The sequence below is a fragment of the Pseudomonas californiensis genome, assembly GCF_021147775.1.
In the GTDB taxonomy this organism is placed as follows: Bacteria; Pseudomonadota; Gammaproteobacteria; order Pseudomonadales; family Pseudomonadaceae; genus Aquipseudomonas; species Aquipseudomonas californiensis.
Window position 1 is genome coordinate 42,662 of the sequence record NZ_JAGTPK010000025.1, and the last position, 18,090, is coordinate 60,751.

At 61.3% G+C, this 18,090-nt stretch carries 15 protein-coding genes and 1 pseudogene; 11 read left to right on the forward strand and 5 right to left on the reverse strand.

Annotation, left to right across the window (positions count from 1 at the left end; genetic code table 11):
• Positions 1–187 precede the first annotated feature (187 nt).
• The 6 genes and pseudogenes from KDX37_RS20950 (at position 188) to KDX37_RS20975 (ending at position 5,960) form a co-directional block, all read left to right on the forward strand.
• Positions 188–1,132, forward strand: a complete 945-nt coding sequence (locus tag KDX37_RS20950; protein ID WP_231654802.1) for a substrate-binding domain-containing protein — start codon at positions 188–190, stop codon at positions 1,130–1,132.
• A 10-nt stretch (positions 1,133–1,142) separates the two neighbouring features.
• Positions 1,143–1,919: an ATP-binding cassette domain-containing protein gene (locus KDX37_RS20955; RefSeq protein ID WP_231654814.1), complete on the forward strand. Its 777-nt coding sequence runs from the start codon at positions 1,143–1,145 to the stop codon at positions 1,917–1,919.
• A 14-nt stretch (positions 1,920–1,933) separates the two neighbouring features.
• Positions 1,934–2,953, forward strand: coding sequence for an ABC transporter permease (locus KDX37_RS20960; protein ID WP_231654816.1), 1,020 nt, complete (start codon positions 1,934–1,936; stop codon positions 2,951–2,953).
• Positions 2,950–4,064: pseudogene (locus KDX37_RS20965) on the forward strand (phosphotriesterase family protein). The gene KDX37_RS20960 and the pseudogene KDX37_RS20965 overlap by 4 nt, the downstream one beginning before the upstream one ends.
• Entirely contained in the window at positions 4,061–4,816 is a 756-nt protein-coding gene (locus tag KDX37_RS20970) for a glutamine amidotransferase (protein ID WP_231654826.1), read from the forward strand. Before KDX37_RS20965 ends, KDX37_RS20970 begins: the two are co-directional and overlap by 4 nt.
• 13 nt (positions 4,817–4,829) lie before the next feature.
• The gene (locus KDX37_RS20975; protein ID WP_231654828.1) at positions 4,830–5,960 is read left to right on the forward strand and encodes a M20 family metallopeptidase; all 1,131 of its coding nucleotides are present in this window, start codon (positions 4,830–4,832) and stop codon (positions 5,958–5,960) included.
• Positions 5,961–6,026: 66 nt separating this feature from the next.
• Here KDX37_RS20975 and KDX37_RS20980 read toward each other — a convergent pair whose 3' ends face one another.
• The 3 genes from KDX37_RS20980 to KDX37_RS20990 are packed head-to-tail and all read right to left on the reverse strand — an operon-like array spanning position 6,027 to position 8,437.
• The gene (locus KDX37_RS20980) at positions 6,027–7,376 is read right to left on the reverse strand and encodes an ATP-binding protein (protein WP_231654837.1); all 1,350 of its coding nucleotides are present in this window, start codon (positions 7,374–7,376) and stop codon (positions 6,027–6,029) included.
• Positions 7,373–8,050 carry a response regulator transcription factor gene (locus tag KDX37_RS20985; RefSeq protein ID WP_231654840.1) on the reverse strand — a complete coding sequence of 226 codons (678 nt, stop codon included), beginning with the start codon at positions 8,048–8,050 and terminating at the stop codon, positions 7,373–7,375. Before KDX37_RS20985 ends, KDX37_RS20980 begins: the two co-directional genes overlap by 4 nt.
• Before the next feature lie 27 nt (positions 8,051–8,077).
• Positions 8,078–8,437 carry a hypothetical protein gene (locus tag KDX37_RS20990; protein ID WP_231654842.1) on the reverse strand — a complete coding sequence of 120 codons (360 nt, stop codon included), beginning with the start codon at positions 8,435–8,437 and terminating at the stop codon, positions 8,078–8,080.
• 175 nt (positions 8,438–8,612) lie between these two features.
• On the opposite strand from KDX37_RS20990, the gene KDX37_RS20995 reads away from it, so the two are divergent.
• The gene (locus KDX37_RS20995) at positions 8,613–9,401 is read left to right on the forward strand and encodes a dienelactone hydrolase family protein (RefSeq protein WP_231654844.1); all 789 of its coding nucleotides are present in this window, start codon (positions 8,613–8,615) and stop codon (positions 9,399–9,401) included.
• Between the two features lie 15 nt (positions 9,402–9,416).
• On the opposite strand, the gene KDX37_RS21000 is transcribed toward KDX37_RS20995, so the two are convergent.
• Together KDX37_RS21000 and KDX37_RS21005 are read right to left on the reverse strand one after the other, a co-directional pair.
• Positions 9,417–10,088, reverse strand: a complete 672-nt coding sequence (locus KDX37_RS21000) for a response regulator (RefSeq protein WP_231654845.1) — start codon at positions 10,086–10,088, stop codon at positions 9,417–9,419.
• The gene (locus KDX37_RS21005; RefSeq protein WP_231654854.1) at positions 10,063–13,470 is read right to left on the reverse strand and encodes an ATP-binding protein; all 3,408 of its coding nucleotides are present in this window, start codon (positions 13,468–13,470) and stop codon (positions 10,063–10,065) included. Before KDX37_RS21005 ends, KDX37_RS21000 begins: the two co-directional genes overlap by 26 nt.
• 344 nt (positions 13,471–13,814) lie before the next feature.
• Here KDX37_RS21005 and urtA point away from each other — a divergent pair, with 344 nt between their 5' ends.
• The 4 genes from urtA (at position 13,815) to urtD (ending at position 18,089) form a co-directional block, all read left to right on the forward strand.
• Positions 13,815–15,059 (forward strand): urea ABC transporter substrate-binding protein, encoded by a 1,245-nt coding sequence (gene urtA / locus KDX37_RS21010; protein ID WP_231654868.1) that lies wholly within the window; start codon positions 13,815–13,817, stop codon positions 15,057–15,059.
• Between the two features lie 156 nt (positions 15,060–15,215).
• Positions 15,216–16,133, forward strand: a complete 918-nt coding sequence (urtB, locus tag KDX37_RS21015) for an urea ABC transporter permease subunit UrtB (protein WP_231654870.1) — start codon at positions 15,216–15,218, stop codon at positions 16,131–16,133.
• Positions 16,134–16,143: 10 nt separating this feature from the next.
• Positions 16,144–17,331, forward strand: a complete 1,188-nt coding sequence (gene urtC, locus KDX37_RS21020; RefSeq protein ID WP_231654879.1) for an urea ABC transporter permease subunit UrtC — start codon at positions 16,144–16,146, stop codon at positions 17,329–17,331.
• Between the two features lie 20 nt (positions 17,332–17,351).
• Positions 17,352–18,089 (forward strand): urea ABC transporter ATP-binding protein UrtD, encoded by a 738-nt coding sequence (urtD, locus tag KDX37_RS21025; protein WP_231654941.1) that lies wholly within the window; start codon positions 17,352–17,354, stop codon positions 18,087–18,089.
• The last annotated feature ends 1 nt before the right edge of the window (position 18,090 follow it).

Consider the following 18,090-nt stretch of genomic DNA (forward strand, 5'->3'; position numbering starts at 1 on the left):
GCCGGAAATGACCGCAGGCCAAGGCCCGCTTGGGCTTTCACGGATATCGCTGCGTCTGGCACACATTCTGCTATAAACATTTTGCGAAAACTGAGGGCAAATACTGTTTGCCCTTTTTTGAAACCCTTTAGTAAACCGGTTTACCGATCCGTTTTCTGAATCAGAAAAACGGACGAGGAGGATGGCAATGCTGCGCTCAAGCACGCGTCTCACCCTGACCCTGGGCATTGTCCTGGCTCTGGCGTTCTCACCCATCACCCAGGCGCAGAATGGCAAACGCCTGGCGTTGGTCCAGGTCAATCAGCAAGCGCTGTATTTCACCCAGATCACCCAGGGTGCTCAAGCCGCAGCAAAGGCCGCCGGAGCGGAGCTGGTGGTGTTCAACGCCAACGACAACCCGTCCGCCCAGAACGACGCCATCGAGGCTTACATCCAGGACAAATTCGACGCGATTCTGGTGTGCGCCATTGACGTCAACGGCATCAAGCCCGCCGTCACGGCCGCCAAGCAGGCAGGCATACCTGTGGTGGCCATCGATGCCGTGATCAACGGCGATAACGCCGTGCAGGTCGGGGTCGACAACCGCGAAGCAGCGCGCCAGATCGGTCAGTACACCGGCGAATACATCAACCGCGAACTTGCAGGCAAAGCCAGTGTTGGCGTGGTCGGCGCCCTCGGCTCTTATGTGCAGAATCTGCGTCTGGACGGGTTCCGTGAGGGGCTGGCGAAAACCGCAAGCCAGGCGAAGATCGTCAATACCGTCGACGGCAACAACGTGCAGGACACCGCTCAGGCCGCTGCTGAAAACCTGCTGACCGCCAACCCAGAGCTGCAAATCATCTACGCCACCGGCGAGCCCGCCTTGATCGGCTCGGTGGCCGCGAGCGTGTCGCAAGGTGCCGGTGAACGGGTTCGGATCTTCGGCTGGGACCTGTCTTCCCAAGCGGTGCAAGGGCTGGATGACGGCTCGGTCGCCGTGGTAGTGCAGCAGAACACTCAGGGCATGGGCAAGACAGCCGTGGAGTCGGCATTGGCGCTGCTGGCCGGAAAAACCGTGGCACGCGAGCAGAGCATCCCGATCACCCTGGTGACCAAAGCCAATCTCGACGCTTATCGCGCCGAATTCAAATAAGGGGCTCACTATGCATACGCCTGGCACAGTGCCTCGGGTAAAGATGACTGCCATCACCAAGCACTACGGTTCAATCGCCTCGTTGCGCGGGGTTGATCTGCTGCTGCAACCCGGTGAGGTATTGGGGCTTGTGGGTGACAACGGCGCCGGCAAGTCGACCCTGACCAAGATTCTTTCCGGGGCAGAGCTGCCTACCAGCGGCAGCATCGCTATCGATGGTGAGGAAGTCAGCTTCAGTGGCCCTGCCGATGCCCAACGCTGCCATATCCAGATGGTTTATCAGGACCTGTCGCTGTGTGACACCGTTGATGTGGCGGGCAACCTGTTCATGGGTCGCGAGCCCATGCGCCGCGTGTTGGGCGTGCCATTGCTCGACGAAAAACGCATGCATCTGGAGGCGCGGCAGATTCTCGAAGCGCTGGGCATCACGATTCCGGATACCCGCTCGCAGGTGCGCCACCTGTCTGGCGGTCAGCGTCAGGCGGTCGCGATTGCCCGTGCAGCGGCGTTCGGTCCCAAAGTGCTGATCATGGATGAACCCACCGCAGCCCTCGCAGTGGCAGAAGTCGAGGCGGTGCTGGAGTTGATTCGCACCATCAGCCGCCAGGGCGTGAGCGTGATCCTGATCACCCACCGGCTGCAGGACCTGTTCCTCGTCTGCGACCGTCTGATGGTGATGTATGACGGCACCAACCTGGCAGAACGACGGATTGCAGACACCAACCTCAATGAGGTCGTCGAACTTATCGTCGGGCACAAATTCACCGCCCGCTCCGCTTGTGCCTGAGAGGAAATGAACCCATGAACACTCTCGACCTCACGCGTCAACGCATCCTGCATCAATCGCCGCTCAAGCGTCTGATGCACGATTACCCCGGCGTGGTCAGCATCGGTCTGTTTTTCGCCCTGTGTTTCGTGCTGTTTACCGTGGTCACCGATAACTTCCTGAGCAGCGCCAACCTGCTCAATGTGATCCGCCAGAACGCCCCGCTGCTGATCGTCGCCGTAGCCATGACGCTGGTCGTGACCACCGGCGGTATCGACCTGTCCGTGGGCTCGACGCTGGCGCTGGTGGGTGCACTGGCCGCGATGGCACTCAATGTCTGGCATCTGCCATGGCCCATGGTGCTGCTCGGCGGGCTGCTGGTCGGCGCGCTCATAGGAGCCATGAATGGCTACTTCATTGCGTACGCGGGGATCCCGGCGTTTATCGTCACCCTCGCCACCCTGACGATCATTCGCGGTCTGGCCATGCTGCTGACTCAGGGCTATTCAATCCCGGTGCCGCGCGAGGAAACACTGTTCCTGGCCCTCGGTCGCGGCTGGTTTCTGGGCGTGCCGCTGGCAGCCTGGCTGGCGTTGCTGGTGGCGCTGGGCGGTGCACTGATGCTGGGCAAAATGCGCTTCGGACGCTACCTCACCGGTATCGGTGCGAACGCTGAAAGTGTGCGCCGCGCCGGGGTCAATCATCGCGGTGTGCTGCTGCGGGTGTACATGCTCAGCGGCATGGCTGCCGCGCTTGCCGGCATGATCGTCACTGCGCGACTGGGCAGCGGTTCGTCCAATCAGGGTGAAGGCTTTGAACTGGAAGTCATCGCCGCAGTAGTCCTGGGCAGCACCAGTCTGTTTGGCGGCTTCGGCACGATTGTCGGTACCTTGCTCGGCGTGCTGACCATGGCCGCCATCAAGAACGGCCTGATCCTCGCGCACATCTCGCCGTTCTACACACAAATTGCCACGGGCCTGATCGTGCTGCTGGCGATCTGGCTCAACACGCGCATCCTGCGCACCGGTCGTCCACTCGGGAGGGCTGGCGCATGAGCCTGTTTCGCCATCCATCACCCTTGCCCATCGGCGTCGACAGCGGCCACGCCATGAGTGTGCTGGGGCCGATACCAGTCGATCAATTGGGCGTCACCCTGATGCACGAACATATTCTGCTCGACGCTTCAGGCAAATGGGTGCCGCCCAGTTGCTGCGGTGAGCGCCACCTGGCCGAGCGGCCAGTCAGCATCGAACTGCTCGGCGAGTTGTACATGAACCCGTTGGTCAGTCGTGACAACTGCCAGCTGTTCGATGTCGAGCTGGCCTGCGAAGAGCTGTCAAAATACCGTGCCCTGGGCGGTGAAACCGTTGTCGACCCGACCAACCTGGGCATCGGTCGGGACCCGAAAGCGTTGCAGCGCATCGCCCGTACTACCGGCCTGAACATCATCATGGGCGCAGGCTTCTACCTTGAGCCTTCGCACCCCAAATACGTGCGTGAGCAATCGGTCGAAGAGCTGGCGGCGCAGATCATCCACGACGTGGGCGGCGGCGAAGAAAAACCTGAAGTGATTGCCGGCCTGATCGGCGAGATTGGCGTTTCTGCGGCGTTCACAGCGGATGAAGAAAAATCCCTGCGCGCAGCCGCCCGCGCCAGCGCCGCCACCAGCGTGCCCCTGTCGATTCACTTGCCGGGATGGGAACGCCTGGGCCACCGGGTGCTGGACATCATCGAAGCAGAAGGCGCCGACCTGCAGCACACCGTGCTGTGCCACATGAACCCAAGCCACAGTGACCCGGCGTACCAGCATGCGCTGGCGGCCCGGGGTGCCTTTCTCGAATACGACATGATCGGCATGAGCTACTACTTCGCCGACGAGCACGCCCAGTCACCCAGCGATGAAGAAAACGCCCGAGCCATCGCCGCGCTGCTGGAGCGCGGGTTCGGTTCACGCGTGCTGATCTCTCAGGACGTTTTTCTGAAAACCATGCTGACTCGCTACGGCGGACATGGTTACGGCTACTTGCTGAAGCATTTCGTCCCGCGCCTGCGCCGTCACGGCGTCACCGGCGAGCAACTGGAAACCCTCCTGATCAACAACCCGCGCCGGGTGTTTCAGCGCGGTTTCTAAGTCCAATTTCACTGCAAAGGAATACACCACCATGAAAAAGTCCGTATTGCTGGCTGGAGAATCCTGGGTCAGCACATCGACCCACATCAAAGGCTTCGACCAGTTCGACAGTGTCACGGCGCACAACGGCGCTCGGCGCCTGCTCTCGGTCATGGCCGACAGCGACTACCAGATCACACAAATGTGCGCCGACCAGGCGCAGACTGATTTCCCGGCCACCGTTGAAGCCTTGCAACAGTACGACGCGGTCATCCTTTCCGACATCGGTGCCAACACCCTGCTGTTGCATCCCGACACCTGGCTGTGCGGTCGACGCACGCCCAACCGCCTCAAAGCCCTGCGTGAGTACGTGTTGAAAGGCGGCGCGCTGATGATGGTAGGCGGCTATTTCAGTTTTCAGGGCATCAACGGCGGCGCGCGCTACCGTGGGACTGCCGTGGAAGAAGTGTTGCCGGTGCGCTGTCTGCCCTACGACGATCGCGTTGAAGTGCCGGAAGGTTTCCTGCCGCAGCTCACGGGCGAGCACCCTATTCTGAACGGCTTGAGCGGCGAATGGCCTTATCTGCTTGGCTATAACGAAGTGGAGCTGCACCCGGAGGCACAGTTGCTCGCGACCGTTGAGGGCACTCATCACCCACTGCTCGCGGCCCGCGAAGTCGGTGCCGGGCGCAGCCTGGCCTGGACCAGCGACCTTTCCGAACACTGGTTGCCCGAAGCGTTTCTGGACTGGGAAGGCTATCGCCAATTCTGGATCAATAGCCTGGACTGGCTGACACGCCGTGCCTGAGGGAGCAACCCACATGCTTGATGACCCGATTGCCCTGACACGCGCCTTGCTGGCGTTCCAGACACTTAACCCGCCAGGTGACGAGGAAGCGTGTGCCGCGTTCCTGGCAGAACAACTGACCAACCATGGCTTCAACTGCGAATTGCAGCGTTTTGGCGAGCGCCGTTTCAACCTTGTGGCCTGGCTGGACGGTGACGGCCCCGGCAAGCCGCTGGGCTTTACCGGGCACCTTGACACCGTGCCGCTGGGCAATGCCAGCTGGCGTTACTCGCCGTTTGCCGGTGACATCGTCGACGGTCGGCTGTACGGTCGCGGCGCCAGTGACATGAAAGCCGGCATCGCCGCATTCATCGTCGCCTGCCAGCGCAGCCGCGCTGCCATCCAGCGCGGTCCTGGCGTGCGCCTGCTGCTGACCGGCGGCGAAGAAACCGGCTGTGACGGTGCCAAGGCAATGTGCAAGGACGCGCCTCACTTGTTGGGTGAACTGGGCGCACTGCTGGTCGGTGAACCGACCGCCAACTACCCGGTGCTCGGACACAAGGGTGCGCTCTGGCTGCGCTGTGCCAGCCATGGCCGAACTGCCCATGGGGCCATGCCGGAGAAAGGCGTGAACGCCATTTACATGGCCGCCCGCAATATTGACCGTGCACAGACATTCGAGGTCGGGCCTGCGCATCCACTGATGCGCAAACCGACGCTGAACGTCGGCACCATCAGTGGTGGCCTGAATATCAACTCAGTTCCGGACTACGCGGAGTTCACCCTTGACCTGCGCACCGCGCCCAATCTGAACCACGAGGACATTCGCGGACGGCTGGCCGAGCACTTGGGTAGCGAGGCCCAACTGAGCACGTTGATTGACTTGCCTGGCGTCTGCGCCGACCTCGACGACCCTTGGGTACAGCAGGTCTTTGCGCGCTGCCAGGCGTTGCACAAAGCGCCGTTGCAGGCGCAGACAGTGCCTTACTTTACCGATGCAGCGGTGCTGCTGCCCGCCACGGGTTACCCACCGACGCTGATGCTAGGCCCCGGAGAGCCGAGCATGGCGCACAAAGTCGATGAATATTGCGAAGTGCAGAAACTTCACGAGTGCGTCGATCTGTACGCCACCTTGATAGAGGACTGGTCCGGGAGACCGGCGTGAGCTGTTATTGATAGAAAGGCGTCCCGAAGGACGCCTTTCTATTTGAGGCTGAACGCACGCGGATGATCAGCCTTGCGCCAGAAAATGAATCCTGAACGCCGCGCCACCCAGTGGCGAATCCCCCAGCGTCAGGCTGGCGCTGTAGCTTTCGATGATGTCCTTGACCACCGCCAGCCCAATGCCCTGCCCCGGATTTTGCCGGTCAAGACGTTCACCGCGTTCGAGAATCCGGGCGCGCTGGCTTTCCGGCACGCCGGGGCCGTCATCTTCAACGCACAGCTCGTCGCCAGTCGGGGTCTGGCTGAACGTGACGCGCACTTCGCTCAGGCAAAGCCGGTAGGCGTTTTCCAGCAGATTGCCGAGCATCTCCAGCAACGCGCCCTCCTCCATCGGCACCTGACACTGCTGCGGCAAGTCCAGCGTAACCTTGACCCGCTTGTCGCGATAAACCTTTTCCAGCGTATTGCACAGGCTCTCGACCACTGGGCGCAGCATCACATGATGACGCACCAGTCCGCTTTTGCGCAGGCTGGCGCGCTGCAACTGGTAGCCGATCTGCTGACTCATGCGTTCGATCTGCGACTGCAGCACCCGCGCCTGTTCGAGGTCTTCCGGGCGTTTGGCGATGTTCTCACTGACGCCCTGCAATACGGCCAGAGGGGTTTTCAGACTATGCGCAAGGTCATCCAGCGAGTCGCGATAGCGGATGCGCTGTTCACGCTCACTGCGCAGCAGCCGGTTGAGCGAGTCGGTCAGACGCAACAGTTCGCTGGGGTATTCTTCGCTGAGACTGTCCCGCGCGCCGGTTTCAACCTGATCCAGCTCCTGACTGAGGCCACGCAACGCACGTAATCCCCAGGTCAAGCCCATCCACAACAGACCCAGCAGCACCAGCAAGGCCGCGCCAAAGCCCACGTAAAGCTTCTGCCGCAGGCCATTGACGGTCTCCTGATAACCGCGCACGGGCTGCACGGCGACTATGCTGAACGCTGCGTTGCGCCCGCCCAGCAAGCGGATCTCGACATCGTAGACAAAGTATTCTTCGCCGTTGACGTCCTTGATCTTGGTGAACTGACTGCCCTGCCCGTCGTAGCTCGGGTGGTAGTCGATGTCCTTGTCTTCAGTGGCCAGGGAGCGCCAGACCATCCGTCCCTGACGGTTATAGATGTAGCCCAGCAGGCGGTTGCCCGGCAGATTGAACTGCTCGCCCGGCAGCAGCGACGGCATCAGCAGATGCTCGTCCTCGACCCGCGCCGCTGAAATCATCGTTGTAACATCAGAGGCCAGACGCTGTTCGATGGCGCCACGCAACGCCAGGCTGAAGGCGCCTTGCAATGCAGGCAGCATCAGCAGCATGAAGATCACAGCAAGGGTTGCAGCGCCCAGCATCAGGCGCAGGCGCAGCGAACGAATCACGTACAGCGCTCAGTGAACAGATAGCCCATGCCGCGTACGGTTTCGATCGGTTTGAACGTCACATTGCTGTCCAGCTTGCGGCGCAGACGGCCGACCAGCACTTCGATCACGTTCGGATCGCGCTCGTCGTCATCCGGGTACAACTGCTCCATCAAACGCTCCTTGGGCACCACCTGCTGGTGATGGAGCATGAGGTATTCCAGAATCCGGTATTCATAGGCCGTGAGCGCGAGCGGCTGCTCGGACAGTGCCGCCTGCTTGCGGTTGAGGTCCAGCAGCAATGGGCCTGCCGTGATGGTCGACTGGATGAAGCCGCTGGAGCGCCGCAGCAACGCATTGAGTCGCGCCTCCAGCTCCTCGAACTGGAACGGCTTGACCACATAGTCGTCAGCCCCGGCAGCCAGCCCTTCGACCTTGTCCTGCCAATTGCCGCGCGCGGTCAGGATCAGGATCGGGAACGCCTTGCCCAGGGTGCGCAACTGGCGGATCAGATCCAGCCCGCCCATACCCGGCAGGCCAAGATCGATCACCGCCAGATCGTGGTTGAACTGTCCCGCCTGATACAGCGCTTCTTCGGCGTTCGCCACCGATTCCACCACATGCCCCGCCTCGGTCAGACGTGTCCGCAAGTGATGTCGCAACAGTGCTTCATCTTCAACCACCAGCAACTTCATGCAGCTCTCCCCAATACAGTCCCAGCCTCAAGACATAGAATGAAATGACATCGTCGCGATGGTCGCGTCGTTACTCAACAGCCGGGCATCGACAGGTGCGTGCTGCCTGACATCATAGCTGCCAAGCAGGATCTCGGAACTGACGGGCATGCCATTGTGCTTGGCCGTCACACTGCCGTAAACCGCTGGCGAGTAAAGCGTCCCCGTTGTCACACTCAAGCGGTCATGCTGACCCAGGCCGTGGCTCCAGCCGTTGGCCTCATCGAGCCGTTCGCTGGTTTTACCAAACTCGATACGGGCCGGCTCAAGCCTGCCGTCACTCGCTTGCGCCGCTGCACTACCACCCAGAAAAGCCAACGCCAGAAAAAACTTGTTGAGGCTCAACATAAGGACTCCTTTTGCGTTCGGGGACGCCGTCAAGGTACGTGTCAACAGTATGCGTGCCGGCCTGAACCCTGACTGAACACGCCATGAACCGGTCCTGAACAATCACCGACGCCACTCGGCGCAGAATCGGCTATGGTTGGCGCTCACTGCGGCACCCATTTATAAGGAGCTGAACATGCGTGTGTGGATGGCAATGATCATGATGGGCCTCACTGGCCTGGCCCAGGCGGCGATCAAGACCGAGCAGGTCGACTACAAAAGTGCCGACGGCACCAAACTGGTGGGCTACTACGCGTACGACGACGCCATCAAAGGTCCGCGTCCCGGTATTCTGGTGGTGCATGAATGGTGGGGCCTGAACGATTACGCCAAGCGCCGCGCCCGTGACCTGGCCGCCCTGGGTTACAGCGCCATGGCGATCGACATGTACGGCGAAGGCAAGAACACCGAGCATCCCAAGGACGCCATGGCGTTCATGCAGGCAGCTTTGAAAGACAGCGATGCCGCCAACCAGCGTTTCGATGCAGGCCTTGAGCAGCTGAAAAAGCAGCCACAGACCAACCCCGAGAAAATCGCCGCCATCGGCTATTGCTTTGGCGGCAAGATCGTCCTGGACGCAGCGCGCCGTGACGAACCGCTGCTGGGCGTGGTGAGCTTCCACGGCGCACTGGCCACCGCCAGCCCTGCCAAACCGGGCATCAAGGTACCGATGCTGGTCGAGCATGGCGCCAAAGACAGCATGGTCACCCCGGAAAACGTGGCTGCGTTCAAGAAGGAAATGGACGACGCCAAAGCTGACTACAAATTCGTCAGCATCGAGGGCGCCAAACACGGCTTCACCAACCCTGACGCCGACCGTCTGAGCCATGGCGAACACGGCGGCCCGGACATCGGTTACGACAAGGCCGCTGATCAGAGCTCGTGGTCGGACATGCAGGTGTTTCTGAAGAAGATCTTCGGCTGACAGACCTCCGCCAAATCAGGCCCGCTCCGTCATCGCTGCCAGCGCCACTGAGGTGGCGGCGGTGCGGGTCTCGACACCCAGCTTGATGTAGATGTGCTCCAGGTGTTTATTCACCGTGCGCGGGCTCATCTGCAGGATGTCGGCGATGTCCTTGTTGGTCTTGCCGCACGACACCCAGCGCAGCACTTCGATTTCCCGCTCAGTCAGATGAAAGCGGCTGGACAGTTTGCCGTAGGCCGGTTTGTCGTCGAAGCTCACCGGCTGCGAGGCACTGCGTGCCGACTGAAGAATGCGGGCGGTGCGCAGGTGTGAAGCGACCCGCGCCAGCACTTCAGCGCACTGAATAGGCTTGGTGACATAGTCGATGGCGCCCGCATCGAAGCCCTGCACTACGTGCTCGCTGTCGGTCAGCGCGGTCATGAACAGCACCGGAATGCTTGCGGTATCGGGTTGCGCCTTGATCTGCCGACAGGTGTCGAAGCCGTTCAGACCCGGCATCATGGCGTCGAGCAGGATCAGGTCGGGACGCCGCCGTCGAATGCGGTTCAAGGCACTTTCACCGTCCAGCGCCACCAGTACCATGTAGCCGGCTTCGTCCAGCGCATCGGAGAGCATCGCCAGGTTGTCGGGCACATCGTCGACAATCAGGATTACCCCGTTCTCAGCGGCTCGGGTCATAGCGTCCATTGAGCGCCTCTTTCAATTGAAGGTTGAGTTCGTCCAGGCGAAAAGCCGACGCCAGCGTGCGCAGGTCTGCCACGAACCCTGCACTGTCAGCGCTCTCGCGCTCGATGGCGTCGAGCTTCTGCTGGATGCCGCGCACATAGCCCAGGCCACACAACTCATACAGCTCTTCCAGGTCCAGGCGTGACGGCAACACTGCCGGGGCCGTTTTGGCCACGGGCGGTGGCGTGCGCAAACGACGCTGCCAGGTCAGTTGCAGATGGTGCTGAATACGGTTGAGCAACTCCTGCAGGTGAATGGGCTTGGCCAGGTAGTCATTGCATACGTTCAGGCTGCGCTCCTTGTCGTCGGCGAACGCGTTGGCATTGGCCGACAGCACGATGATTGGCACCTGCGACGAGGTGTTGTGGCGGATCATGCGGCTGGCGGCCCAGCCGTCCATATCGGGCATGGACAGGTCCATCAGAATCAGGTCCGGGTGCAGCAACGACACCTGACGCACCGCCTCCTGCCCGTTGGCCGCCTGCGCCACGTCAAAGCCCAGCGGCATCAGCATGCCACTGATGACCTTGCGGTGCTCGATATGGTCGTCCACCACCAGCACCAGGCGCCTGTCGCCGTCGTATCCGATCACATCATGGTTGACGTCAATGATCGCCTTGGGCACGCGGACCTCGGACAAAAACAGCCGCACCTGAAACCGCGTGCCCTCACCCGGCTGGCTGGTGACCGACAACGCGCCGCCCATCAACGCCGTGAGCATCCGGGTAATGGTCAAACCCAGACCGACGCCGTTGTCCTGACGCACCAGACCGCCCCGCTCGAAGGGCTGAAAAATCCGTTCTATCTGTTCCGGTGCGATACCGATGCCGATGTCGATAATGTCGAAGATCGCGGTTTCATGGCGATAACTGACCCTCAGGCATACCTCGCCGCTGTCAGTGAAGTTGATCGCGTTGCCGAGCAGGTTGATCAGGATCTGACGCACGCGTTTCTCGTCGCCGCGCACCACCTCCGGCATCCGGCCGACCAGGTCCAGGCGAAACTGCAGGCCTTTTTCCTGGGCGATGCTGACGAACATTTTCTGCAGGTCGCTGATGAATTCCTGAAACAGAATCTCCGACGGCTCCAGGCGCAGTTTGCCCGCCTCGATCTTGGCCACGTCGAGCAGGCCATCGATCAGCGACAACAGATGAGAGCTGCTGCGCATGATGGTCGCCAGCGAGTCCAGATGTTTGGCCGGCATGTTCGCATCACGTTGCAGAATCTGGGTGAAGCCGAGGATGCTGTTCAGCGGTGTGCGCAGCTCGTGCGACAACCCGGTGACGTAACGGCTCTTCGCTGCATTGGCAGCTTCCGACGCCTCCTTGGCCTGCTGCAAGGCCTGATCCGTTTTGTGGTGAGCCTCGATTTCCTGCATCAGCAGCGCGGTCTGGCGCTCCGACTCTTCCTGCGCCACTCGTCGGCTTTCACGGGTCAGCACCACCCACCACGCCAGCACGCTGGCGAGTACACAGAAGGTCAGAAACGCCTTGAGAAAGGCGAGCATCAAGGTGTGATGCACCTGGGCCGACTGCTCGACCAAGCCATGAGACACCTGGCTATAGACCATCGCCAGCGCGCCGGAAAGGGTCAGCACCAGCACCGTCAACAGTCCGAGGTATTGCGCCAGGCGCGTGTGCAGGTAGTGGCGTGGCAGGCGCGGCAACAGTCGTCCCATCAGGTCCTCGAACTGCATCGACAGCCGCGAGCGGGTTTTGCATTGGTCCCCGCATCGCGCGTCCAGCGAACAGCACAGTGAACAGATGGGCGAACCGTAGGCGGGGCACCAGGCCATGTCCGGGGTCTCGAACGCATTGCTGCACACCCCGCATTTCAGGGTGGTGTGTTGCTGGCCCAGCGGAAATAAAAGCCCGCTATCGCTGTTGCGCGCCAGGTAATAACGGCCTTGGGTCAGCCAGGCGATCAGGGGCGCGGCAATCAGCGCGGTGGTCAGTGAAATCAGCGGCGGCGCAGCCTTGGCCAGTTCGCCCAGCGCGCCGAAATGGGCGCAGATCGACAGCAGCGACGCAATGAACATCGCGCCAACGCCCACCGGATTGATGTCGTACAGGTGCGCCCGTTTGAACTCGATGTGCTTGGGCGACAGACCCAGCGGCTTGTTGATCACCAGGTCTGCGACCAGTGCGCCAATCCAGGCAATGGCAACGTTGGCATAGAGCCCGAGTACTTCCTCGATGGCGTCGAACACCCCCAGTTCCATCAACACCAGCGCGATGGCAACGTTGAACACCAGCCAGATCACCCGACCCGGATGGCTGTGCGTGACCCGCGCAAAGAAGTTCGACCAGGCCAGCGAGCCTGCATAAGCGTTGGTCATGTTGATCTTGATCTGCGAAATGATCACGAACAGCACCATGGCCGCCAGCGCCCACTCCGGTGATAGAAATACGTACTGGAAAGCGATCAGGTACATCTGCGTCGGCTCTGCGGCGCGCTCGATGGGCACCTGATGTTGCAGGGCCAGGAACGCCAGAAAGGCGCCCGCCATGATCTTGATACCACCGGGAATCACCCAGCCCGGCCCGGCCATCAGCAACGCCGCCCACCAGCGTTTACGGTTGCGGCGGGTCTTTTCCGGCAGAAAGCGCAGGTAATCGACCTGCTCGCCGATCTGTGTCACCAGCGACAGGGCCACGCTGAACGCGGCGCCGAACAGCAACAGGTCAAAGGTCCCGCCCTCGCCTTCACGGCCCGCAAAGGTGGTGAGGTCTGACAGCGCGCCGGGGTTTTTCCAGATGACGAAGACGTAAGGCACAAACAGCAAAGTCAGCCAGAGAGGCTGCGACCACATCTGCAACCGGCTGATCAGGGTTATGCCGTAGGCCACCAGCGGGATCACGATGATCGAGCAGATCACGTACGCCAAGGCCAGCGGAATGTGGAAGTACAGCTCCAGCGCCAGCGCCATGATCGCTGCTTCAAGCGCAAAGAACAGGAAGGTGAAGCTGGCGTAGATCAACGATGTGATGGTCGAGCCGATGTAGCCGAAGCCCGCGCCCCGGGTAAGCAGGTCCATGTCCACGCCATAGCGGGCGGCGTAATAGCTGATGGGCAGGCCGGTGAAAAAGATCACCACCGCCATGGCAATGATTGCCCACAAGGTGTTGGTGAAGCCGTAGCTCATTACCAGCGCGCCACCGATTGCCTCAAGCGCCAGAAACGACACGGCGCCGACGGCGGTATTGGCGATGCGGAACTCCGACCATTTGCGGAACGACTTGGGCGTGAAACGCAGCGCGTAGTCTTCCATGGTCTCGTCAGCGACCAAGCGGTTGTAATCACGGCGCACCTTGATGATGCGTTGAGAGCCGGAGGGGCGCACGTTAAGGGTTCCCAAGGTAAAGGTCGGTGCGACCCTGCCGGCGCGAAACTCGCCCGCCAGAGCCCTCACCCGGATTCAGACCTGCAGCCTGCGCTTGCCTCTTGGCCCGGATGCGCCCCGGATCGAGTTCCCGCCAGGAGGCAGCAATTTCTGTGCCCGCGCATCCTCACTCGACAGGCGCAGGCGCAATCATGCCTCTGATCAACCGCGCTGGCCCTACGTCAAATGACGTACGACGGTACGTCATGCTGCGTATACCCCGTTTCCCGTACCGCGCTCATCCTTGCTCCACCTCGCGACGGCTTCACCGAAGGCCCGCGAACCACCAGCACAGGAGCGGGAACATGGATTCACGACTGACAGGCCCCAAGCGCTTTCTCCCCCGACGCCTGGCGTTGGGTGCCGCGGCGCTCTCGCTGATAAGCGCCAGCGTGTTCAGCCAGATGACCCTGGCCGACGACGCCAACACCACAGGGCTGGCGGTGACCGCGACCGAAGTGACCGTCGGCCAGTTGCACTCGGCCACCGGCACCATGGCGATCTCGGAAACCGGCTCGATACAGGCCGAGCGCCTGGCCATCGACCAGATCAACGCCTCAGGCGGCATCCTCGGCAGGCAGATCAAGATCGTGCAGGAGGACGGCGCATCGGACTGGCCGACCTTCGCTGAAAAAGCCAAGAAGCTGCTGGTGGGCGACAAGGTGGCGGCGGTGTTCGGCTGCTGGACGTCGGCGTCGCGCAAAGCGGTGCTGCCGGTGTTCGAGAAAGAAAACGGCCTGCTCTACTACCCGACCTTTTATGAAGGCCTTGAGCAATCGAAAAATGTGATTTACACCGGCCAGGAAGCCACCCAGCAGATCCTCGCCAGCCTGGACTGGATCGCCAGGGAAAAAGGCGCCAAGACGTTTTACCTGATCGGCTCGGACTACATCTGGCCGCGCACCTCCATGAAGATCGCCCGCAAGCACATCGAAAACGTGCTGCACGGCACCGTGGTCGGCGAAGACTATTACCCGCTGGGCAACACCCAGTTCGGCTCACTGATCAACAAGGTGAAGCTGAAGAAACCTGACGTGGTGTTCGCCGCCGTCGTGGGCGGATCCAATGTGGCCTTCTACAAGCAACTGAAAGCCGCAGGCGTGACGTCGGCCAAGCAGAACCTGCTGACCCTGTCGGTGACCGAGGATGAACTGCTGGGCATCGGCGGCGAAAACATGCAGGGCTTCTTTGCCTCGATGAAGTACTTCCAGAGCCTCGACAACCCTAACAACAAAGCCTTCGTCGACTCGTTCAAGGCCAAGTACGGCAAGGATTCGGTGATGGGCGACGTGACCCAGGCCGCCTACCTCGGGCCGTGGTTATGGAAGGCCGCCGTCGAGAAAGCCGGCAGCTTTGACGTGGACAAGGTCGTCGCCGCCTCCCCTGGCATCGAGTTGAAAACCGCGCCTGAAGGCTACGTCAAGATTCACGAAAACCATCACCTGTGGAGCAAGACCCGCATTGGTGAAGTGCAGGCCAACGGTCAGTTCAAGGTGATCTACGAGTCGGACCTGATCGAACCGAACCCCTTCCCCAAAGGCTATCAATAGGCCGCTGCGCTGGTCAGCGAGCCATGAGCTTAACGCGGCACGTTACAGGGCGAGACGGATTCATCCGGATACCGCGCTCGCCCGCCGCGTGAAGCGTGCACCTCGCCGCTGGCGACAACCACCTTCCACTCACACGCTTCCCGAGGAGGGACCACCATGGAATGGCTATCGGAGTTTGGTGCCATCGCGGCCATGCAGGGGTTCAACGGGCTTTCCGTGTTCTGCGTACTGTTGCTGATGGCCCTGGGGCTGGCGATCATTTTCGGTCAGATGGGCGTGATCAATATGGCCCACGGTGAATTCCTCACCATCGGCGCCTACACCACATACGTGCTGTCCACGCTGGTGCAGAACTACGCGCCGTGGATGCAGCCGTATTACTTCTTCTTTGCCATCGCGCTGTCGTTCATGGTGGCCGGTGCCATCGGTTGGGTGATGGAGTGGGTGATGATCAGCCGCCTCTACCACCGACCGCTCGACACCCTGCTGGCGACCTGGGGTCTGTCCCTGGTGATGCAGCAAGCGTTCCGTTCGATTTTCGGTGCCCGCGAAGTCAGCGCCAACCCGCCCGAGTGGCTGATGGGCGCGGTCAACCTGACCGACGCGATTGAAATCCCGCGCAATGGCCTGTTCGTCATGGGCCTGACGGTGCTGATGACCGGCGGCATCTTTCTGATGCTGTACCGCACCCGCTGGGGCCTGCACGTTCGAGCCACGGTCCAGAACCGCATCATGAGCCGCGCCGTCGGCATCAATACCCGCAAGGTCGACCGCATGACTTTCGCCTTGGGCTGCGGTGTCGCGGGCGTGGCCGGCGCGGCGTTCACCACCATTGGCTCGACCGGCCCGACCGCCGGCTCGCTTTACATCGTCGACACTTTTCTGGTGGTGGTATTCGGTGGCGCGCAGAGCCTGCTCGGCACCATCGCCTCGGCGTTTGCGATTGCCCAGGCACAGTCCCTGTCGGAGTTCTTCATGAGCGGCTCAATGGCCAAAGTGCTGACCCTGTCGGCCGTGATCCTGATCCTGTTGATGCGCCCTCAAGGGTTGTTCTCCAGCAAAGTCCGCAAGTAGAGGCCCAACCATGAACGCGCTAAACAAAATGCTCGGTGGCCGCCAGGGCGTGATCGGCCTGCTGATCCTTGCGGCCCTGATTCTGGTGGTCTTCCCGCTGACGCTGGACGCCTTTCGCCTGAACATGGTCGGCAAGTACCTGACCTACGCCTTCGTTGCCGTGGGTTTGGTGCTGTGCTGGGGTTACGGCGGGATTCTCAGCCTGGGCCAGGGGGTCTTCTTCGGGCTGGGCGGCTATTGCATGGCCATGTTTCTCAAGCTCGAAGCCTCGGACCCGGAAAGTACCCGTATCCAGTCCACACCCGGCATCCCGGACTTCATGGACTGGAACCAGATCACCGAACTGCCCTGGCTGTGGGTGCCGTTTCACAGCTTCACCTTTACGCTGGCGGCCGTGATTCTGGTGCCGGTGATCCTTGCGCTGATCATCGGCGCAGCCCTGTTCAGACGCCGCGTGGGTGATGTGTATTTCTCTATCGTCACCCAGGCCATCGCGCTGATCCTCACGGTGCTGATCATCGGCCAGCAAGGCCTGACGGGCGGAGTCAACGGCATCACCGACCTCAAGACATTGCTGGGCTGGGACATCCGTGGCGACGGCGCCAAGCTGGCGTTGTACTTCATCAATGCGGCGCTGCTGTTCGCTTGCATTCTGATTGGCAAGTTCATTCTCGCCTCCAAGCTGGGCCGACTGCTGATGGCGATGCGCGACAAAGAAGAACGCGTGCGTTTTTCGGGCTACGACGTGGCGGCCTTCAAGGTCTTCGTCTATTGCGTAGCAGCGGGCTTCTCGGCGATTGGCGGGGCGATGTTTGCCTTGCAGGTCGGCTTCATGTCGCCCTCCTTCGTCGGCATCGTGCCCTCCATCGAGATGGTGATCTTCGCCGCTGTCGGCGGCCGCATGTCGCTGCTCGGCGCGGTGTACGGCTCGCTGCTGGTGAACTACGGCAAAACCTACTTCTCGGAATCCTTCCCTGAACTGTGGCTGTACCTGATGGGTGGCCTGTTCATCGCGGTGGTCATGTACTTCCCCAACGGCCTGGCCGGCCTGTGGGAAAGCCACGGTCGCCAATGGATCGCCAGGCTGACCCGCAAACCTGCGCCTGCCCCGAGCACCCCGTCGCCTGCACCGGCAAGCACGCCCCACCCTGTACTCGCTGACAAAAAATCAGACAGCCCACTGGAGATTCAGCCGTGAGCAGCCCAACAGGCTTTCAGATGAACAAACCGGTGCTGGCTATCGAGGGCCTGACCGTCTCGTTTGACGGCTTCAAGGCCGTGGATGACCTCAACCTGTACATCGACCGCAATGAAGTGCGGGTGGTGATCGGGCCCAACGGCGCAGGCAAGACCACGGTGCTGGACCTGATCTGCGGCAAGACCCGCGCCACCGGCGGCAGCATTCAGTTCAAGGACCGCGAGCTGACCCGCATGAACGAGTACGACATCGTTCGCGCCGGCGTCGGCCGCAAATTCCAGACGCCGTCGATCTACGACAACTTGAGTGTGTTCGAGAACCTGGAGATGTCTTTTCCGGCAGGCCGCTCGGTGTTTGGCGCGCTGTTCTTCAAGCGCTCCCAGGCGGTGCTGGAACGCGTCAGGCAAGTCGCTGCGGACATCTTCCTTGGCGACCTGCTCGAGCAGCAGGCCGGGCTGTTGTCGCACGGCCAGAAGCAGTGGCTGGAGATCGGCATGCTGCTGATGCAGGACCCCGAGCTGCTGATGCTCGACGAGCCAGTGGCCGGCATGAGTGTCAGCGAACGTGCGCAGACCGCTGACCTGTTGAACCGCATCAGCCAGGGCCGTTCGGTGCTGGTGATCGAGCACGACATGGAGTTCGTCAAGAGCATCGCGCACAAGGTCACCGTGCTGCATCAGGGCAAGGTGCTGGCCGAGGGCAGCATGGAATCGGTGCAGAACAACCCGAAAGTCATCGAAGTCTACCTCGGCCATTAAG

Excerpts from the sequence above, each read along its gene's own strand:
- KDX37_RS20950 (WP_231654802.1), top strand. The coding sequence starts at position 188 with ATGCTGCGCTCAAGCACGCGTCTCACCCTGACCCTGGGCATTGTCCTG.
- KDX37_RS20955 (WP_231654814.1), top strand. The coding sequence starts at position 1,143 with ATGCATACGCCTGGCACAGTGCCTCGGGTAAAGATGACTGCCATCACC.
- KDX37_RS20960 (WP_231654816.1), top strand. The coding sequence starts at position 1,934 with ATGAACACTCTCGACCTCACGCGTCAACGCATCCTGCATCAATCGCCG.
- KDX37_RS20970 (WP_231654826.1), top strand. The coding sequence starts at position 4,061 with ATGAAAAAGTCCGTATTGCTGGCTGGAGAATCCTGGGTCAGCACATCG.
- KDX37_RS20975 (WP_231654828.1), top strand. The coding sequence starts at position 4,830 with ATGCTTGATGACCCGATTGCCCTGACACGCGCCTTGCTGGCGTTCCAG.
- KDX37_RS20985 (WP_231654840.1), bottom strand. The coding sequence starts at position 8,050 with ATGAAGTTGCTGGTGGTTGAAGATGAAGCACTGTTGCGACATCACTTG.
- KDX37_RS20990 (WP_231654842.1), bottom strand. The coding sequence starts at position 8,437 with ATGTTGAGCCTCAACAAGTTTTTTCTGGCGTTGGCTTTTCTGGGTGGT.
- KDX37_RS20995 (WP_231654844.1), top strand. The coding sequence starts at position 8,613 with ATGCGTGTGTGGATGGCAATGATCATGATGGGCCTCACTGGCCTGGCC.
- KDX37_RS21000 (WP_231654845.1), bottom strand. The coding sequence starts at position 10,088 with ATGGACGCTATGACCCGAGCCGCTGAGAACGGGGTAATCCTGATTGTC.
- urtA (WP_231654868.1), top strand. The coding sequence starts at position 13,815 with ATGGATTCACGACTGACAGGCCCCAAGCGCTTTCTCCCCCGACGCCTG.
- urtB (WP_231654870.1), top strand. The coding sequence starts at position 15,216 with ATGGAATGGCTATCGGAGTTTGGTGCCATCGCGGCCATGCAGGGGTTC.
- urtC (WP_231654879.1), top strand. The coding sequence starts at position 16,144 with ATGAACGCGCTAAACAAAATGCTCGGTGGCCGCCAGGGCGTGATCGGC.
- urtD (WP_231654941.1), top strand. The coding sequence starts at position 17,352 with ATGAACAAACCGGTGCTGGCTATCGAGGGCCTGACCGTCTCGTTTGAC.